Below are 14,571 nucleotides of genomic sequence, written 5' to 3' on the forward strand. Positions count from 1 at the left end.
GCGGGCCGGCCTCCCCCACGGGCCGGCCCCTCACGGCGGTACGGACCGCGGCGCCGACCCGCGGTCCGTACCGTCCCCGTGCAAGACGGCGGGGGCCCGGCCTTCGTTCGATGAAGGCCGGGCCCCCGCGTCGGGAAGTGTGTGACGTGACCGGCAGGCCCGGCGACCCGCCCTCACGTCCACGGCACGGCGTTCCGCGTGGCGTCCGCCCGCGTGTGCCGGCCACGGGTCAGAGACGGCCCTGGGTGAGGCGCGTGAGCGGACCGTGCGTGTGCCGCTCGGCCCGGCGGCCCATCGCGTACGACGCCACGGTCATCGCGGTCAGGCCCGCGCTGACGCCCGCGGCGACCAGCTTGCGGTGGGCGACCACCGTCCAGGCCGTCTTGGCGGTGGCCGCCACCTGGCCCGACGCGGTGACCAGGGCCTGACGCCCGGTCTCGACGCCCCGGGCCGCCGTGCGGACGGCCCCGCTCGTCACCTCCGCCGTCCGCTCGGTGCCGGCCTTCACGGCCGACGCCGCGCCGTCGGAGGCCGCCACGGCCTTCTTCGCCGCGCGACCGGCCGGCGCCGTCGCCTTGTCCGCCGTCCGCCGGGCCTTCGCGGCGGTCCGCTGCTCCTGTTCGGACTTTCTACTCGTCCCGCTGCTCGATTCAGTCATGGGCTTCGCGTTGCCCGCCGCGGCACCGGCAAACGTGCCGATGCGCACCCAGGAGCCGCGCCGGCGAAAGGAGATGGCGGCAGGGACGACTGCGGGCCGAGCGAACCGTCCGTCAGTTCCCGTCGTCCGGCGGCAGGCCGGGCACGCCGGCACGGAAGAGGCTGAGCGGCAACCCGCATGCCTCGCCACGCCCGGGGTCCCCGGGATGCGCTTCGGCGGCCATCGCGCGCGACCGACCTCACGCGCGTGCGCCTCGGTGCCGGTGAGCCGGAGATGGCGCGGCACGGTCTGCGGGGGCCGGCCGGGCTCGCCCGGCGGCATCTCGCCGAGCGCCGCGTCGATCAGGAACTCCGGGCCGAGCGCGGCGTCCTGGTGCGGGCGGAGGCTGTTGCCGGGCCACGGCGAAGTACAGCTCGGTGCCGTCGCACACCTGCCGGGTCTCGGCCGGCCGGTGCGGTCCGGCCCCGCGCGGCACACGCACGCGCTGCCCTCCGTCGGCAGTGGGAGGCGCCTGCCCCGCCGTCGACCGGAGGGCGACGCCGGCACCGTCGGGGGAATCCCTCCGCGCCAAGGACGCTCACGCGGTGCCGTGTGGCGGGCTGCCGGCGAACCCACCACTCAGCGGCCCGGCGCCGGCCCGGTGCGGGAGGCAGCGATGACGACGGCCGACGAAGCCCCTCTCGGCTGGGACACCTCCGCCGCGGCCGACGCCTACCGCGGCCTCGCCGGCGACAGCGTCGATGCCGCCGTGCCCTGCCCTGGCCGGATCTCGCCGTCCATGATCCTGACGACCCACGCCTGACCCGGTACGGAGGCCGGCCGGTCATCCGCCGCGTGGCCCGGCCCGGGACCGTGCCGGAGATGTCGCCGCCGTCACTCGCCCCGGTCCCGCGGTTCCGGGCCGGGGCCGGGCGGGTCGGCGGGCCGGGGCGGGCGGTGGCTGGTGTCGTCGTCCGCCGGTGTCTCGTGACGGGGTTCGCGTGCCGTACCGAACGCCGGGTAGGTGAGGGTGTCCCCCCTCCCCCACCCGAGCAGCACGGCCGCGAGGATGAACAGCGGGGTCAGGGCGGCGAACGCCAGGCCCAGCCACAGGCCCGCACCGGTGCCGATGGTGGCACCGGTGAACGATGCCGCCAGCCGGCTGTACAGGTGGGCCAGGTCGGACACGTCCGCCGCCTTCAGGATGTAGACGGCCAGGAGGACGGACGACGGGACGAGTGACGCCTCCAGGTACCGTCTGCCGGCCGTCACCGCTGCCATGACCAGCAGGGCGACCGTGGCGACCACCATGGCGACGATCAACGCCGGTCCCGCGGTCGGGAGGTCCACCCCGAAGGCGTTCTCGCTGGCGCCCCCGCTGGTGGTCAGCCAGGGCAGGAAGAGCATGCCGAGACTCAGCAGCGCGCAGACCGCGGCCGCGGCCAGAGGCCAGTCACGTGACGTCTTCCATCGCGGGGCGAAACGGGGGCGGCGAGCCGAAGTCGTCGTCATTGCGTCCTCCTGGGAGTTCCACGACACCCGGGGGTCCGGACCCGGTCCCGGACGCGCCAAGGGCAGTGACCTGGTGACTCCCACCCTCTCCCGCGTCCGGGGCGGCCGCACGTCGTGCCGCGCCCGGACCGCCGGTGTTCGTGCGCCGTGTGCGGGTGCCGGCCCCGACCTGCCGGGGCGGTCGTTGCGCCGGTGACGGGCGGGGGCCACCGTGGGCGGGGTGATTCTCGTTCCGGGCTGGTTGTGGCAGCGGGGGCCGGTGGGCCGGGGTGTGGGCGCCGGTCTCGGCGTGGGTGTCTGCTGCGCGGCTTTCGTGCTCGTCGAGGCGGGATCATGGCCGGGGGCCGCGGTGGTCCTCGTGGTGCTCAGCCTGTTCTACGGCATCCGGGTGGCGCGCCGGATGGGCAGGCTCTGGCCCGAGGCCGGACGGCTGAGCGGCGCCGACCGTGCGGCCGTGGTGCGCGCCACCCGGCGGGGGCGGGCCGCGGACGATCCCCGGCTGGCGCCCTCGGTCGCCGCATACGCCGGCGCCCTGCGCCGGGCCGCCGAGGAGGACCGGCCGCGCCGCTGGATCGTCGTCCTCGGCGCCGTGCTCGCGGTCGGGCTGGCCGTGTACGACACCCTGAGGAGCTCCACCGGCGAGACCGTCGCCTCGTGGCTGGTGGTCGTGCTGTTCGCCGCCGATCTGATGGGGTGGCCCGGCAGGCGCGCCCGGCTGCTGGACCGCGCCGGCCGGGCGGCGGCCGCGGCCCGGCGCGGGCCGGACGGGGGCCGCGGTGCGGACGGCTCCTGAGGGCGGCGGGCCGTCGGGGAACGCCGCGGTCCGCGGCGCCGCCCGCGTGGAGTGCCGTACGGGCGCACGCTATGCCGGTGTCAGAGGTCGAGGACGTCGAACATCGCCGAGGCGTCCGGCGCCGCGGCGCGGTCCAGGTTCTGTTCGGCCCAGATGACCTTTCCGCGCGCCGCGTAGCGGGTGCCCCAGATGTCCGCGAACTGGGAGACGAGGAAGAGGCCGCGGCCGCCCTCGTCGGTGGTGGCCGCGTGCCGCAGCCGGGGTGAGGTGTTGCTGCCGTCCGACACCTCGCAGACCAGGGTCCGGCCCAGCAGCAGCCTGACGCAGATGGGCGGGGCGCCGTAGCGGAGCGCGTTGGTGAGGAGCTCACTGAGGATCAGTTCCGTGGTGAACGCCGACTCCTCCAGGTGCCACTCGGCGAGCTTCCGGCTCACCTCGTTGCGTACCCGGGGCACCGCCATGACGTCGAAAGGGACGTCCCAGGTCGCGGCGCACGAGGGGGCGAGGCGCCGGGTCCTGGCCACCAGCAGCGCCACGTCGTCACTGGGGTGTTCGGGCAGCATCGTCTCCACGAGGGCGCGACAGGTCTCCTCCGGTACGGGATCGGCACGGGCGATGGTCGCGGAGAGCGTCTCCAGGCCCTCGTCGATGTCCCGTCCGCGGTGCTCGACCAGGCCGTCGGTGAACAGGACGAGCCGGCTGCCCTCGGGCAGGTCCAGCTCGCCGGCCTCGAAGGGGTGCCCGCCGACGCCCAGGGGCGGTGACAGGGGCAGGTCGGGGAAGGTCACCCGGCCCTGGGGATCGGCGACGGCGGGTGCGAGGTGGCCTGCGCGGGAGAAGGTGCAGCGCCCGCCGACCGGATCGTAGATGGCGTAGAGGCAGGTGGCGCCGGTGAGGGGGTCGCGGTCGTGGTCTGCGGTCGCGGTCTGCGAGTCCAGCCGGGTCACCATCTCGTCCAGGTGGCCGAGCAGTTCGTCGGGGGCCAGGTCCAGGGAGGAGAAGTTCAGCACGGCGGTGCGCAGCCGCCCCATGGTCACCGCGGCCTGCAGCCCGTGGCCCACGATGTCACCGACGACGAGCGCCACCCGGAAGCCGGGCAGCGGGATGACGTCGAACCAGTCGCCGCCCACGCCGGACTGCGCCGGCAGGTAGCGGGAGGCGATCTCCAGCGCGTCCTGCTCCGGCAGGCCCAGCGGCAGCAGGTTGCGCTGGAGGGTCATGGCCATGGCGTGTTCGCGGGAGTACCGGCGTGCGTTGTCGATGGCGACGGCGGCCCGGGCCACCAGTTCCTCGGCCACGGCGACGTCCTCCTCGTCGAACCGTGGGGCGTCCGCGCCGCGCCAGAAGCTGACCATGCCGAGGACCACCCCGCGCGCCCGGAGCGGCACCGTGATCAGTGAGTGGATGCCGTGGTGCAGCGCCCGCCGTGCCCCCTCGGGGTCCTGTGCCCGCCAGTCCCGGGCGGCGTCCAGGTCCGGCACGAGGACGGCTCTGCCCCGGCCCAGCGCCGCCACCATCGGGGTGTCGGCCATCACGAAGCGGATCACGTCGCCGACCGGCTGGAGGGGGTGTCCGGGCTGTGAGGCGCGCAGCGCGGTGCGGCGCATCTCGTGCACCGCGCTCGAGGGCTCCTCGCCGCGCAGCACGGAGTCGAGGATCTCCACCGTGACGATGTCGGCCATGCGCGGGACGGCCACCTCGGTCAGTTCCTCGGCAGTGCGCCGTACGTCGAGGGTGGTGCCGATCCGCATCCCCGCCTCGTACAGGAACGACAGCCGGCCCCGCGCCAGCTCGGCCTGCCCGGTGAGGGCCCTGAGGTCGGTGGTGTCACGGAAGGTGGCGACGAACCCCTGATCGCCGCCGAAGGGGGCGGTGGGCCGGATGTTGACCGCCAGCAACCGGTCCCCGGTCGGGATGATCTCGTCGGACACGGCCTCACCCGCCACCAGGAGCCGGGTCAGGCCCGGCCCCAGGCCCAGTTCCCGCACGTGCCGCTGGTCGGCGTCGTCGGGGAGGTCCAGCAGGCGGCTCGCCTCGTCGTTGGCGAGCAGGGTCCGCCCGTCGCCGCCGACGATCAGTACGCCCTCGCGCACCGCGTGCAGCACGGCGTCGTGGTGTTCGTACATCTGGGTCATCTCGGCCGGCCCGAGTCCGTGGGTCTGCCGCAGCAGCCGGCGGCTGATCAGGGCGGCGCCGCTGGTGGCGAGGACGAGCGCCCCTGCCGCCGCGCCGAGCAGCATCGGCAGCTGCTGGTTCAGGACGTCGCCCACGTTGGCGTACTCGATGCCGGCGGTGACCATGCCGACCACGCGTCTGCTCGCGTCCGTCACCGGTACCACCGCGCGCACGGCGTCGGCCGGCCGGCCGTGGAACGTCTCGGTGAACGTCTCCCCCGTGGCGGCCCGGCCGACGCCCTGGGCCTTGGTGCCGATCAGTGCGGGGTCGGGATCGGTGAGCCGGACCCCGTGCGCGTCCAGGACGGTGACGAAGTCGACGCCGGAGCCCTTCCACGCCTGTTCCGCCGCCGCCTGCAACCGGGCCGTGGGATCCGGTGACCGCAGCGCGAGTGCCGTGCCGGGCGCGTGGGCGAACGACTCCGCGGCGGCCAGGGACCGGTCCCTGGCGTTGCGTTCGGCGTCGTAGCGGCCCTGTACGACCAGGGCGGATGCGGCCACCGCCACCAGGACCAGCATGATCAGCGCCTGGAGCAGGAAGACCTGCGCGGCGAGGGTGCGGACGCTCAGCGATGAGGACAGGCGGCGCCCGCGTGGCGGCCAGGGCTGCCTTCTCCTGCGGGACGGATCGGATGACCACCGGGTGCCGGGCGGCGGCGCCGCTCTCGCCCATGGCCAGCGGGGACGTCCGCTCATCTCCCCGTTCTAACACCCCCTCTCCGTGATCGGCGACCGGTGCGCCGGCCGAGGGGCCGGGGACGCCGGCGTGCGGCGCGCACGCGGGTCCCTTGCCGGTACCGGCGCGGGGGCCCGCGAAACATGCCGTGAGGTGGAGCAATCACCGGTGTGCCGTAGTCCGGCGCACCAGGGTGGAACTCTTGTCGAGTTTCCGTGACAGGAGTCCGTGTGCGAGGACCACGTATCCCGAGACCTGGACCTACCGGTCCTGCATCGGAGGGCGGCGCCGGCACGCGGACGGGGGTGCCGTCACCGCCGGCGTGGCTACGGTGGCTTCCGGCCCTGTACGTCGCGGTCGTCCTGCTGCTGGAGCCCGTCACCCCGGTGGACTGGCCGGTGAGTTTCCTGCTGGTCGGTGTGTCTTTGGTGGCCGCTTTCGCCCACGGTCCCGTCGTCGTCGGCGTCATGACGGTGTTCGCCGTCGTCCTGGAAGGCGTCCTGGCCGGTACCCCGTGCTGTGCCGGCCGGCCCGTCGGCTACCTCTGGGACCGCCACTACGTGGCCGACTACGTCTGCACCACCGTGGTGGGCGTCCTCGGCACGATCCTGGCCGCGCACCGCATCCGCCGTGAACGCACGCTGGCCGACGTACGGTCCGTGGCCGAGATCGCCCAGCGCGTCCTGCTCCGACCGGTTCCGCAGCGGATCGACGGTCTCGTACTGGAGAGTCTCTACGTGTCCGCCGCCGCGGAGGCCCGCATCGGCGGTGACCTGTACGAGGCGGTCCGCACCCGGTACGGAGTCCGGCTGCTCATCGGTGACGTGCGCGGCAAGGGGCTGCTCGCGGTCGAGACCGCCGCGGCCCTGCTGGGCGCGTTCCGCGAGGCGGCGCACGACGAACCCGCCCTCCCCGCCCTGGCCGACCGGGTGGAGACGAGCATGGACCGCAGGGCGGCGCAGCTGGGCGGCGGTGAGGCGGGTGAACGGTTCGTCACCGCCGTCTTCGCCGAGATCCCCGCCGACTCCCCCGTGGTCCGCGTCGTCAACTGCGGCCATCCGCCGCCGGTGCTCATCCGCTCCGGCGACGTGGAGGAGCTGGACCGGGGCCGGTCGGCGCCGCCGCTGAACCTCGGCGTGCTGGTCGGCGAGCCGTACCACGTCGACGCGTACGCCCTGCGGCCCGACGACCGGCTGCTGCTGTACACGGACGGCATCACGGAGACACGGGACGCGGCCGGGGCGTTCTATCCCCTGCTGCCGCGCCTGCGTTCCTGGGCCGCCCTGCCGCCACGGGAACTCCTGGATCGGCTCCACCGCGACCTGCTGGTCCACAGCGGCAACCGTCTCCAGGACGACATCGCGGCACTCGCCGTCCGCGTCCCCGCCGAGGAACCACCCCAGGGGCCCCCGTCCCCGGCCCGGTGACCACCGGCCCCGGCCGGCCGGCGGGTCGTCACGGTCGGCTCCCGCGCGTGTCTCCCGCCGTCGAGTCGGGTGACGGTGCCGCCGGTTGGGCGGCGGGTGGACGGGAACCTGGTTGGCCGGGGTGTCGAGCCGGCGGGAGGAGTCCGGTGACAGCGTCGACGTCAGCGGCAGGCGGTCGCGGCCCGGACGCTCAGGAGAGCGGGCACGAGCCGGACCCGCGGCGGTGGCGTGCCCTGTGGGTCACTTTGGTGGCCGGCTTCATGAGCCTGCTCGACGTGACGATCGTGGCGGTCGCCCTGCCCACCATCCAGCGCGATCTGCACGCCTCGCCCGCGCAGGTGCAGTGGGTGGTGTCCGGGTACGCCCTGACCTTCGCCCTCGCCCTGGTCACCGCCGGCCGGCTCGGCGACGCGCTGGACCGGCGCCGTATCTTCCTGCTGGCCCTCGGCGGCTTCGTCCTCTTCAGCGCGGGCTGCGGAGCAGCCCCCGACATCACGCTGCTCGTGGCCGCCCGCCTCGCCCAGGGCCTGGCCGCCGGGTTCATGGCCCCGCAGAACTCCGCGCTCATCCAGCAGATGTTCCGCGGCGCCGAACGCGGCCGGGCCTTCGGTTTCTTCGGCGCCACCGTCGGCATATCGTCCGCCGCCGGCCCGATAACCGGCGGCGCCATCCTCGCCCTCGCCTCCGGCGAGCAGGGCTGGCGGTGGATCTTCTACGTCAACGTCCCCATCGGCGTACTGGCCGTCCTCCTCGGCCGCCGCCTGCTGCCCCGCACCCGGCGCTCGGGACGGGGGCACCTGGACGTGCCCGGCGTCCTGCTGCTCGGCTCGGGTGTCCTCGCGCTGATGTACCCGCTGGTCCAGGCGGACTCCGGAGGCATCCACCGCCTGTGGTGGCTGTTCCCCGTGGGCGCCGCGGTCCTCGTCGGCTTCGCCCGGTGGCAGCACCGCCTCGTCGCCCGGGGCACCCAGCCGCTGCTCGACCCGCGCCTGTTCAGCACCGTGCGCGGCTACGCGGTGGGCGCCGGCATCGGCACCCTGTACTTCGTCGGCTTCAGCGGCGTCTGGCTGGTGTTCGCCCTGTTCTACCAGCGGGGCCTCGGTTTCTCCCCGCTCCTGTCCGGCCTCGCCGTCACCCCCTTCGCCGTCGGCTCGGCCAGCGCCGCCGTGGTCGCCGGCCGGCTGGTGGAGCGGTTCGGCCGCCTGCTCACCGTGTGCGGCCTCGCGGGTGTGATCGCCGGCTTCGTCGGCACCGCGCTGCTGCTGCGACTCGCGCCCCTGCACAGCGCGCCGTGGCTCGCCGCCCCGGTCCTGTTCCTCGGCGGCATCGGCAGCGGATTCGTGGTCTCCCCCAACATCACCATGACCCTGCGGGACGTGCCCGTGCGCATGGCGGGCGCGGCGGGCGGCGCCCTGCAGACGGGGCAGCGGCTGGGCGCCGCGCTGGGGACCGCCGCACTGCCCGGGCTGTTCTACCTGGTGCTCGGCGGCGGCGGCGACTACCGCGGCGCGGTCGTCACCGCGCTGTGCTGCGCCCTCGCCGGCATGACGGCCGCGCTGGCACTCGCGCTGTTCGACTGGCAGCGCGACCGGCGAGCGGACCGGCCGCACCGGCCACGTCCGGACGAGACCGCCGACGACCCGCTGCACGCCCGGCACACCTGACCGTCCCGCCGCCTGACCGCAGCCCGCACCCGACCCGTGCTTCACCGGACCCGCTGCCCGGCCCACGGGCCATCCCGGACCGGCGGGGACCCGGGCGTCGGCGGTCCGCACCTCCCGTCCGGAGGAACACGCCCCGCCGACGCCCGGCGCGCCGGATTACAGCGCGCGTTCCAGCCGGTCCGCCATCAGCTTGACGAAGCGGGCCGGTTCCTTCGGCTGGCCCCCCTCGGCGAGGACCGCGAGGCCGTGCAGGAGCTCGGCGGTCTCGCCCAGTTCCGCGCGGTCCTCGCGCTCCTTGTAGGCCTGGTTGAGGCCCTTGACCAGCTGGTGGTCCGGGTTGAGCTCCAGGATGCGCTTGGCGCGGGGCACCTCCTGGCCCATCGCGCGGTACATGTTCTCCAGGGCCGGGGTCAGGTCGTGCGCGTCGGAGACCACGCAGGCCGGGGACACGGTCAGCCGGGAGGACAGGCGCACCTCCTTGATGTCCTCGTCCAGCTGCTCCTTCATCCAGCCGAGCAGCCCGGCGTACTCCTCGCTCTGCTTCTCCCGCTCGCCGTCGGCGGTGTCGTCGTCCTCGGCGTCGAGGTCGATGCGGCCCTTGGCGACGGAGCGCAGCTTCTTGCCCTCGAACTCGCCGACGGCGTCGGCCCACACCTCGTCGACGGCGTCGGTGAGCAGCAGCACCTCGATGCCACGCTCCCGGAACGCCTCCATGTGCGGGGAGTTCTCGATGCTCTGCCGGGACTCGCCGGTCAGGTAGTAGATGTCCTCCTGGCCGTCGCGCATCCGCTCCACGTACTGCTTGAGGGTGGTCGGCTCGGTGTCGTGGTGCGTGGTCGCGAACGACGCGACGGCGAGGAGGGCGTCGCGGTTCTCCGTGTCGGTGACCAGGCCCTCCTTGAGCGCCGTGCCGAACTCCCGCCAGAACGTGGCGTAGCGGTCCTGGTCCTTGGCCATCATGTCCTTGACCGTGGACAGCACCTTCTTGGTCAGCCGCCGCCGCATCATCTCGATGTGGCGGTCCTGCTGGAGGATCTCGCGGGACACGTTGAGTGACAGGTCCGCCGCGTCCACGACGCCCTTGACGAAGCGCAGGTACGGCGGCAGCAGCGCCTCGCAGTCGTCCATGATGAACACGCGCTTGACGTACAGCTGCACGCCCCGCTTGGCGTCCCGCGTGAACAGGTCGTGGGGGGCGTGCGCGGGAAGGAACAGCAGCGCCTGGTACTCGAAGGTGCCCTCGGCCTGGAGCCGGATCGTCTCCAGCGGGTCGCGCCAGTCGTGGGCGATGTGCTTGTACAGCTCGTGGTACTCGTCCTCGGACACCTCCTCGCGCGAGCGGGCCCACAGCGCCTTCATGCTGTTGAGCGTCTCGGGTTCGGGTGTCTCTGCGCTCGCGTCGGCCGTGGCGGGCGCCTCGGGCACCATCCTGATCGGCCAGGTGATGAAGTCCGAGTAGCGCTGGATGATCTCCTTGATCTTCCACGGGGAGGTGTAGTCGTGGAGCTGGTTCTCCGGGTCGGCCGGCTTGAGGTGGAGCGTGACCGAGGTGCCCTGCGGCGCGTCGTCGACCGCCTCCAGGGTGTACGTGCCCTCGCCGCGTGACGTCCAGCGGGTGCCCCGGTCCTCGCCGGCGCGCCGGGTCACCAGGGTGACCTCGTCCGCCACCATGAAGCCGGAGTAGAACCCGACGCCGAACTGGCCAATGAGCCCCTCGGTGCCGCCCCCGTCCTGCGCCTCCCGCAGCTCCTTCAGGAACTCGGCGGTGCCCGAGTTGGCGATCGTGCCGATGAGCTGCCCGACCTCCTCGTAGGACATCCCGATGCCGTTGTCCCGCACGGTGAGGGTGCGGGCGTCCTTGTCGACGTCGATCTCGATGTGCGGGTCGGACACGTCGGCGTCCAGGGAGTCGTCCCTCAGCTTCTCCAGACGCAGCTTGTCCAGCGCGTCTGAGGCGTTGGAGACGAGTTCGCGCAGGAAGACGTCTTTGTTCGAGTAGACCGAGTGGATCATCAGCTGGAGCAGCTGACGGGCCTCTACCTGGAACTCGAATGTCTCGGTCGGCATGTTCGCGTGTACCTCGCAGGTCCTGTTGCCGGAACTGGTGCCAGACACTGTAAAACACCACGTCACAGCAGTGGCCGGAATACGGGGGCGGTGGCTGGTTCCTTATCGCTCATGACCGCCGCCGCCCCGGGTACCCGACCGGCCCCGGCCCGGGTCCGCCGCGCGGGCCGACGGGCCGTCCGGCAGTCGAACGAGACCACGGAGGCGCGCAGATGAGCACGGTCAAGGAAGCGGTGGAAGTCGACGTCCCCGTCCACACCGCCTACAACCAGTGGACGCAGTTCGAGGAATTCCCGCACTTCATGGAAGGCGTCGAGGAGGTCACCCAGCTGGACGCCCGGCACAGTCACTGGACCACGAAGGTCGCCGGAGTGCGCCGGGAGTTCGACACCGAGATCGTCGACCAGCTGGCCGACGAGCGCATCACCTGGCGCACCACCACCGGTGACACCCGGCAGAAGGGCACGGTCCGCTTCGAGCGCCTCGACGACTCCCACACCAAGGTCGAGCTGGTGATGGAGGTCGAGCCCAGTGGAGCCGCGGAGAAGGTCGCGGACATGGTCGGCATGATCGACCGGCGCGTCAAGGGCGACATGCAGCGGTTCAAGCAGTACATCGAGGAACGCGGCACGGAATCCGGCGCCTGGCGCGGCCGTGTCCGCCCCGGCGACCCCGGTCCCGCCCTCTGACCACCCGACGCGAGACAGGCGCCGACACGCCCCGGGCCACCGCCGGCGCCTCCCCGCACCCGCGCCGCGTCGCCGGAGAGCGCGGCCGGGCCCGGTGAGCGCCCGGCTCGACGGAAGGCTCCGCCGCCACCGGCGGAACCGGTCGAATCCGTGAGGTGCAGGTCGTCGGGGTGTCAGGGCTCCGGCGTGTCAGGGCGCCGGGGCGATCTCGTGACCCGCGGATCGCAGGGCGCCGGCCGCGTCGTCGTACCTGTCGGTGGGGACGAGGACGAGGTCGGAGTGGTAGGTGGAGGTCACGAACACCGGGATGCCCGCCGCGCCCAGCGGCCCGACCACGGCGGCCAGCATGCCCGGCAGGTCGAGGCCGTGGGGGTCGTCGCCGTACAGGCCGGTCCAGTACTCCTCCTGGCCGAAGGCGACGGCGTCGGCAGTGACCTCCCGCAGGACGGTCAGGCCCTCGGGAGCGCGTACGGCCGCGTACCAGCCGTCATCGGGGAGCCGCGCACCCCCGGAGACGTGCTCGATCCGGAAGAGGGCGGGCAGTCTCAGGAGTTTCCGCCGGGGAGGAGTCATGCGGCGAGCGTAGCCGTGCCGTCGCACCCGCCGGCGAGCCGGTTCGGGCCGGCTCCCACCGCTTCGCGGGAGGCGGCGGCCCCTCCAGGGCGCTGCGCGGCTTGGCCTTCATGCTCCGGGCATGACTGGTCGGTGGTACGTGGACGTCAGTGCGGTGCGGGCAGGACCTGGACGGTGTCTCCGACGGCGCGCTCGCCGGTGGCGTCGGACGGCTGGTCGACCGGCGTGCCGTTCACGGCCATGGCGGTGGAGCCGCCGCCGTCGAGGTTCATGGCCTGCACGGCACCGAGCGACTTCATGAACGCGGCGGCCTCGTGGAGGGTGAACCCCTCGCTGCCGTTCTCCAGCCGCCCGTCGGCCGTCACGAGCAGCAGCCGGCCCCGCCTGTCGACGCCGCCCGGCACACGGGGGCGGAAGCGGTGGCCCACTCCACCGCGGTCGTGCGTGACGGCCGTCACCACGTGAGCCGGCTTCGGCGCGACGGGCGTGTGAAGACGGGCGAGTGAACTCGACGGCGCATCCGCCCGGACGTGAGCGCGGCCCTCAGGCCCGGTGGGCCGCCTCCATGTCGCGCTTGAGGTTGCGCAGCGTTCTGTCGATGTTGCCCGTCTGGAAGTCGGCGAACGTCTTCCCCCCGGTGGCGATCCGGTCGAAGAGCCGGGCGACGGGGGCGGGCCACGCGCGCCGGTCGTCCGTCCAGGTCTCCGTCACCCGGCAGCCGGTGCGCTCCGGCGCGAAGGTGTACTCCCAGGTGGCGATGGAGCCCCGCAGACGGGGCCGCGTGACCCCGATCGCGTGGACGCGGAAGGCGAAGCGGCGGCCGGGATCGGCCACCGTCACCGTGCACCGGGTGACCCAGCGGAACGTCCCCCGCTTGTTGCGTCCCTCGAACGTCGTTCCGACAGTCGCCCGTTCGCCCGGCACGCCGCCCACCGTGCCCTGGTTCTCCGGGCTCCACCGGCCCATGTCAGCGGGGCGGCACACCGCCTCGTAGACCGTCTCCGGCGGGACGTCGATGAAGATGCTGCGGGACACGGTGAATACGCGGGTCACGGCGAGGCCCTCCCGGGGACACGTTCGGTACTTGCGAGTGGCGATCGTGTCATGTCAGGGGCGGACCGCGGGGTCCGGTGCCCGGGAAGGAGGCGCCGTGGTGCCGGCCGCCGCGAAACCGGCCCGCGGGCGCGGCCGGATCCTTTCGGTCGGATCGGTGTTCGCGAACCAGCTGGCCGGCGGCACGGTCGGCTCGATGCCGGCCCTGGGCCGGGGCCGGCGGGGCGGGGCCGGCATCGAGCCGGCCTTCAGGTCGGCCGAGGTGGGGTCGGCCGGAGCGGGCCGAAGTCGGGCGGGTGCCGCGGGAAGCCGGGTCAGCCGTATGTCCCGGCACGCGGCCGGAGCCGGAACGGGTACTCCCGCACGCGGCCGGAGCCGGACGGCCGATCACGCTCGTGCCCGGCCGCTCTCCGGCGCGCGCGACCGCCACACCGCCACATTCGACGGACGGTGGCATGCACGCGCGCACGAAGGGAACCCGCCCGCCCATGCACATCGACCTGACAGGACGCACCGCCCTGGTCACCGGCTCCACACAGGGCATCGGCGCGGCCATCGCCCTCGCTCTCGCCCGGGCCGGCGCCCGCGTGGGCGTCAACGGCCGCGACGAGCGGCGGGTGGCCGACAGCGTCGAGTCGCTGACCGCCCAGGCGCCCGGCGCACAACTGGTGCCGGTGGCCGCCGACGTGTCCGGCGAGGAGGGCGCGGCCCGGGTGGCGGAGGTGCTGCCGCAGGTGGACATCCTCGTCAACAACCTGGGGGTCTTCGGCGCGGCCGACCCGCTGGAGATCAGCGACGCGGAGTGGCGGCGCTACTTCGAGGTGAACGTACTGGCCGCCGTACGGCTGACCCGGCAGTACCTGCCGGGTATGACGGAGCGCGGGTGGGGGCGCGTCCAGTACGTCGCCAGTGACTCGGCGGTCGCGATCCCCGCGGAGATGATCCATTACGGGATGTCGAAGACCGCGCTGCTGGCGGTGAGCCGTGGGTACGCCAAGAAGGCGGCGGGCACGGGGGTGACGGTCAACTCGGTCATCGCCGGGCCCACGCACACCGGGGGCGTCGAGGATTTCGTGTACCAACTCGTCGACCGGGACGTGCCCTGGGAGGAGGCGCAGCGTGCGTTCATGCGCGAACACCGCCCGCAGTCCCTGATCCAGCGGTTGATCGAGCCGGAGGAGATCGCCCACATGGTGGTGTACCTCAGCTCGGAACAGGCGTCGGCCACGACCGGCGGAGCGTTGCGCGTCGACGGCGGGTACGTCGACTCGATCCTGCCCTGAGCACGGGCACCACCCGCCGAGGG

General features: G+C 73.6%; 13 protein-coding genes. 6 read left to right on the top strand and 7 right to left on the bottom strand.

Annotated elements, in window-relative coordinates; genetic code table 11:
- Positions 1-229 precede the first annotated feature (229 nt).
- On the bottom strand, positions 230-658 hold the full coding sequence (locus ACGFT1_RS00080; protein ID WP_373906728.1) for a hypothetical protein: 429 nt from the start codon (positions 656-658) through the stop codon (positions 230-232).
- 655 nt (positions 659-1,313) lie between these two features.
- Between ACGFT1_RS00080 and ACGFT1_RS00085 the strand changes: the two genes are divergently transcribed.
- The gene (locus ACGFT1_RS00085) at positions 1,314-1,460 is read left to right on the top strand and encodes a hypothetical protein (protein WP_373906729.1); all 147 of its coding nucleotides are present in this window, start codon (positions 1,314-1,316) and stop codon (positions 1,458-1,460) included.
- A gap of 71 nt (positions 1,461-1,531) precedes the next feature.
- Here the strand turns inward: ACGFT1_RS00085 and ACGFT1_RS00090 are convergent, their stop codons facing one another.
- Positions 1,532-2,149 (bottom strand): hypothetical protein, encoded by a 618-nt coding sequence (locus ACGFT1_RS00090; RefSeq protein WP_373906730.1) that lies wholly within the window; start codon positions 2,147-2,149, stop codon positions 1,532-1,534.
- A 220-nt stretch (positions 2,150-2,369) separates the two neighbouring features.
- Here ACGFT1_RS00090 and ACGFT1_RS00095 point away from each other — a divergent pair, with 220 nt between their 5' ends.
- A complete protein-coding gene (locus ACGFT1_RS00095; RefSeq protein ID WP_373906731.1) occupies positions 2,370-2,942 on the top strand; it encodes a hypothetical protein in 573 nt (190 codons plus the stop codon).
- A gap of 80 nt (positions 2,943-3,022) precedes the next feature.
- On the opposite strand, the gene ACGFT1_RS00100 is transcribed toward ACGFT1_RS00095, so the two are convergent.
- On the bottom strand, positions 3,023-5,812 hold the full coding sequence (locus ACGFT1_RS00100) for a SpoIIE family protein phosphatase (protein ID WP_373906732.1): 2,790 nt from the start codon (positions 5,810-5,812) through the stop codon (positions 3,023-3,025).
- Positions 5,813-6,097: 285 nt separating this feature from the next.
- On the opposite strand from ACGFT1_RS00100, the gene ACGFT1_RS00105 reads away from it, so the two are divergent.
- Both ACGFT1_RS00105 and ACGFT1_RS00110 read left to right on the top strand, forming a co-directional pair.
- Complete coding sequence (locus tag ACGFT1_RS00105) at positions 6,098-7,219, top strand: PP2C family protein-serine/threonine phosphatase (RefSeq protein ID WP_373906733.1); 1,122 nt, start codon at positions 6,098-6,100, stop codon at positions 7,217-7,219.
- A gap of 146 nt (positions 7,220-7,365) precedes the next feature.
- Positions 7,366-8,883 (top strand): MFS transporter, encoded by a 1,518-nt coding sequence (locus ACGFT1_RS00110; RefSeq protein ID WP_373906734.1) that lies wholly within the window; start codon positions 7,366-7,368, stop codon positions 8,881-8,883.
- A 156-nt stretch (positions 8,884-9,039) separates the two neighbouring features.
- Here ACGFT1_RS00110 and htpG read toward each other — a convergent pair whose 3' ends face one another.
- A complete protein-coding gene (htpG, locus tag ACGFT1_RS00115) occupies positions 9,040-10,950 on the bottom strand; it encodes a molecular chaperone HtpG (RefSeq protein WP_373906735.1) in 1,911 nt (636 codons plus the stop codon).
- Positions 10,951-11,162: 212 nt separating this feature from the next.
- Between htpG and ACGFT1_RS00120 the strand changes: the two genes are divergently transcribed.
- Entirely contained in the window at positions 11,163-11,639 is a 477-nt protein-coding gene (locus ACGFT1_RS00120) for an SRPBCC family protein (RefSeq protein WP_373906736.1), read from the top strand.
- Between the two features lie 189 nt (positions 11,640-11,828).
- Here the strand turns inward: ACGFT1_RS00120 and ACGFT1_RS00125 are convergent, their stop codons facing one another.
- From ACGFT1_RS00125 to ACGFT1_RS00135, 3 genes are all read right to left on the bottom strand, one after another.
- Positions 11,829-12,212 carry an ACT domain-containing protein gene (locus ACGFT1_RS00125; protein ID WP_373906737.1) on the bottom strand — a complete coding sequence of 128 codons (384 nt, stop codon included), beginning with the start codon at positions 12,210-12,212 and terminating at the stop codon, positions 11,829-11,831.
- Positions 12,213-12,358: 146 nt separating this feature from the next.
- A complete protein-coding gene (locus tag ACGFT1_RS00130) occupies positions 12,359-12,673 on the bottom strand; it encodes a phosphodiester glycosidase family protein (RefSeq protein ID WP_373906738.1) in 315 nt (104 codons plus the stop codon).
- 82 nt (positions 12,674-12,755) lie between these two features.
- A complete protein-coding gene (locus tag ACGFT1_RS00135) occupies positions 12,756-13,265 on the bottom strand; it encodes an SRPBCC family protein (protein WP_373906739.1) in 510 nt (169 codons plus the stop codon).
- A 488-nt stretch (positions 13,266-13,753) separates the two neighbouring features.
- Between ACGFT1_RS00135 and ACGFT1_RS00140 the strand changes: the two genes are divergently transcribed.
- Complete coding sequence (locus tag ACGFT1_RS00140; protein ID WP_373906740.1) at positions 13,754-14,548, top strand: SDR family NAD(P)-dependent oxidoreductase; 795 nt, start codon at positions 13,754-13,756, stop codon at positions 14,546-14,548.
- Positions 14,549-14,571 lie beyond the last annotated feature (23 nt).

It is taken from the genome of Streptomyces sp. Y20 (genome assembly GCF_043195475.1).
GTDB lineage: Bacteria > Actinomycetota > Actinomycetes > Streptomycetales > Streptomycetaceae > Streptomyces.

What these genes read in the sequence shown, in the direction of transcription:
- ACGFT1_RS00080 (WP_373906728.1), bottom strand. Translation starts at nt 658, where the DNA reads ATGACTGAATCGAGCAGCGGGACGAGTAGAAAGTCCGAACAGGAGCAG.
- ACGFT1_RS00085 (WP_373906729.1), top strand. Translation starts at nt 1,314, where the DNA reads ATGACGACGGCCGACGAAGCCCCTCTCGGCTGGGACACCTCCGCCGCG.
- ACGFT1_RS00090 (WP_373906730.1), bottom strand. Translation starts at nt 2,149, where the DNA reads ATGACGACGACTTCGGCTCGCCGCCCCCGTTTCGCCCCGCGATGGAAG.
- ACGFT1_RS00100 (WP_373906732.1), bottom strand. Translation starts at nt 5,812, where the DNA reads ATGAGCGGACGTCCCCGCTGGCCATGGGCGAGAGCGGCGCCGCCGCCC.
- htpG (WP_373906735.1), bottom strand. Translation starts at nt 10,950, where the DNA reads ATGCCGACCGAGACATTCGAGTTCCAGGTAGAGGCCCGTCAGCTGCTC.
- ACGFT1_RS00120 (WP_373906736.1), top strand. Translation starts at nt 11,163, where the DNA reads ATGAGCACGGTCAAGGAAGCGGTGGAAGTCGACGTCCCCGTCCACACC.
- ACGFT1_RS00125 (WP_373906737.1), bottom strand. Translation starts at nt 12,212, where the DNA reads ATGACTCCTCCCCGGCGGAAACTCCTGAGACTGCCCGCCCTCTTCCGG.
- ACGFT1_RS00140 (WP_373906740.1), top strand. Translation starts at nt 13,754, where the DNA reads ATGCACATCGACCTGACAGGACGCACCGCCCTGGTCACCGGCTCCACA.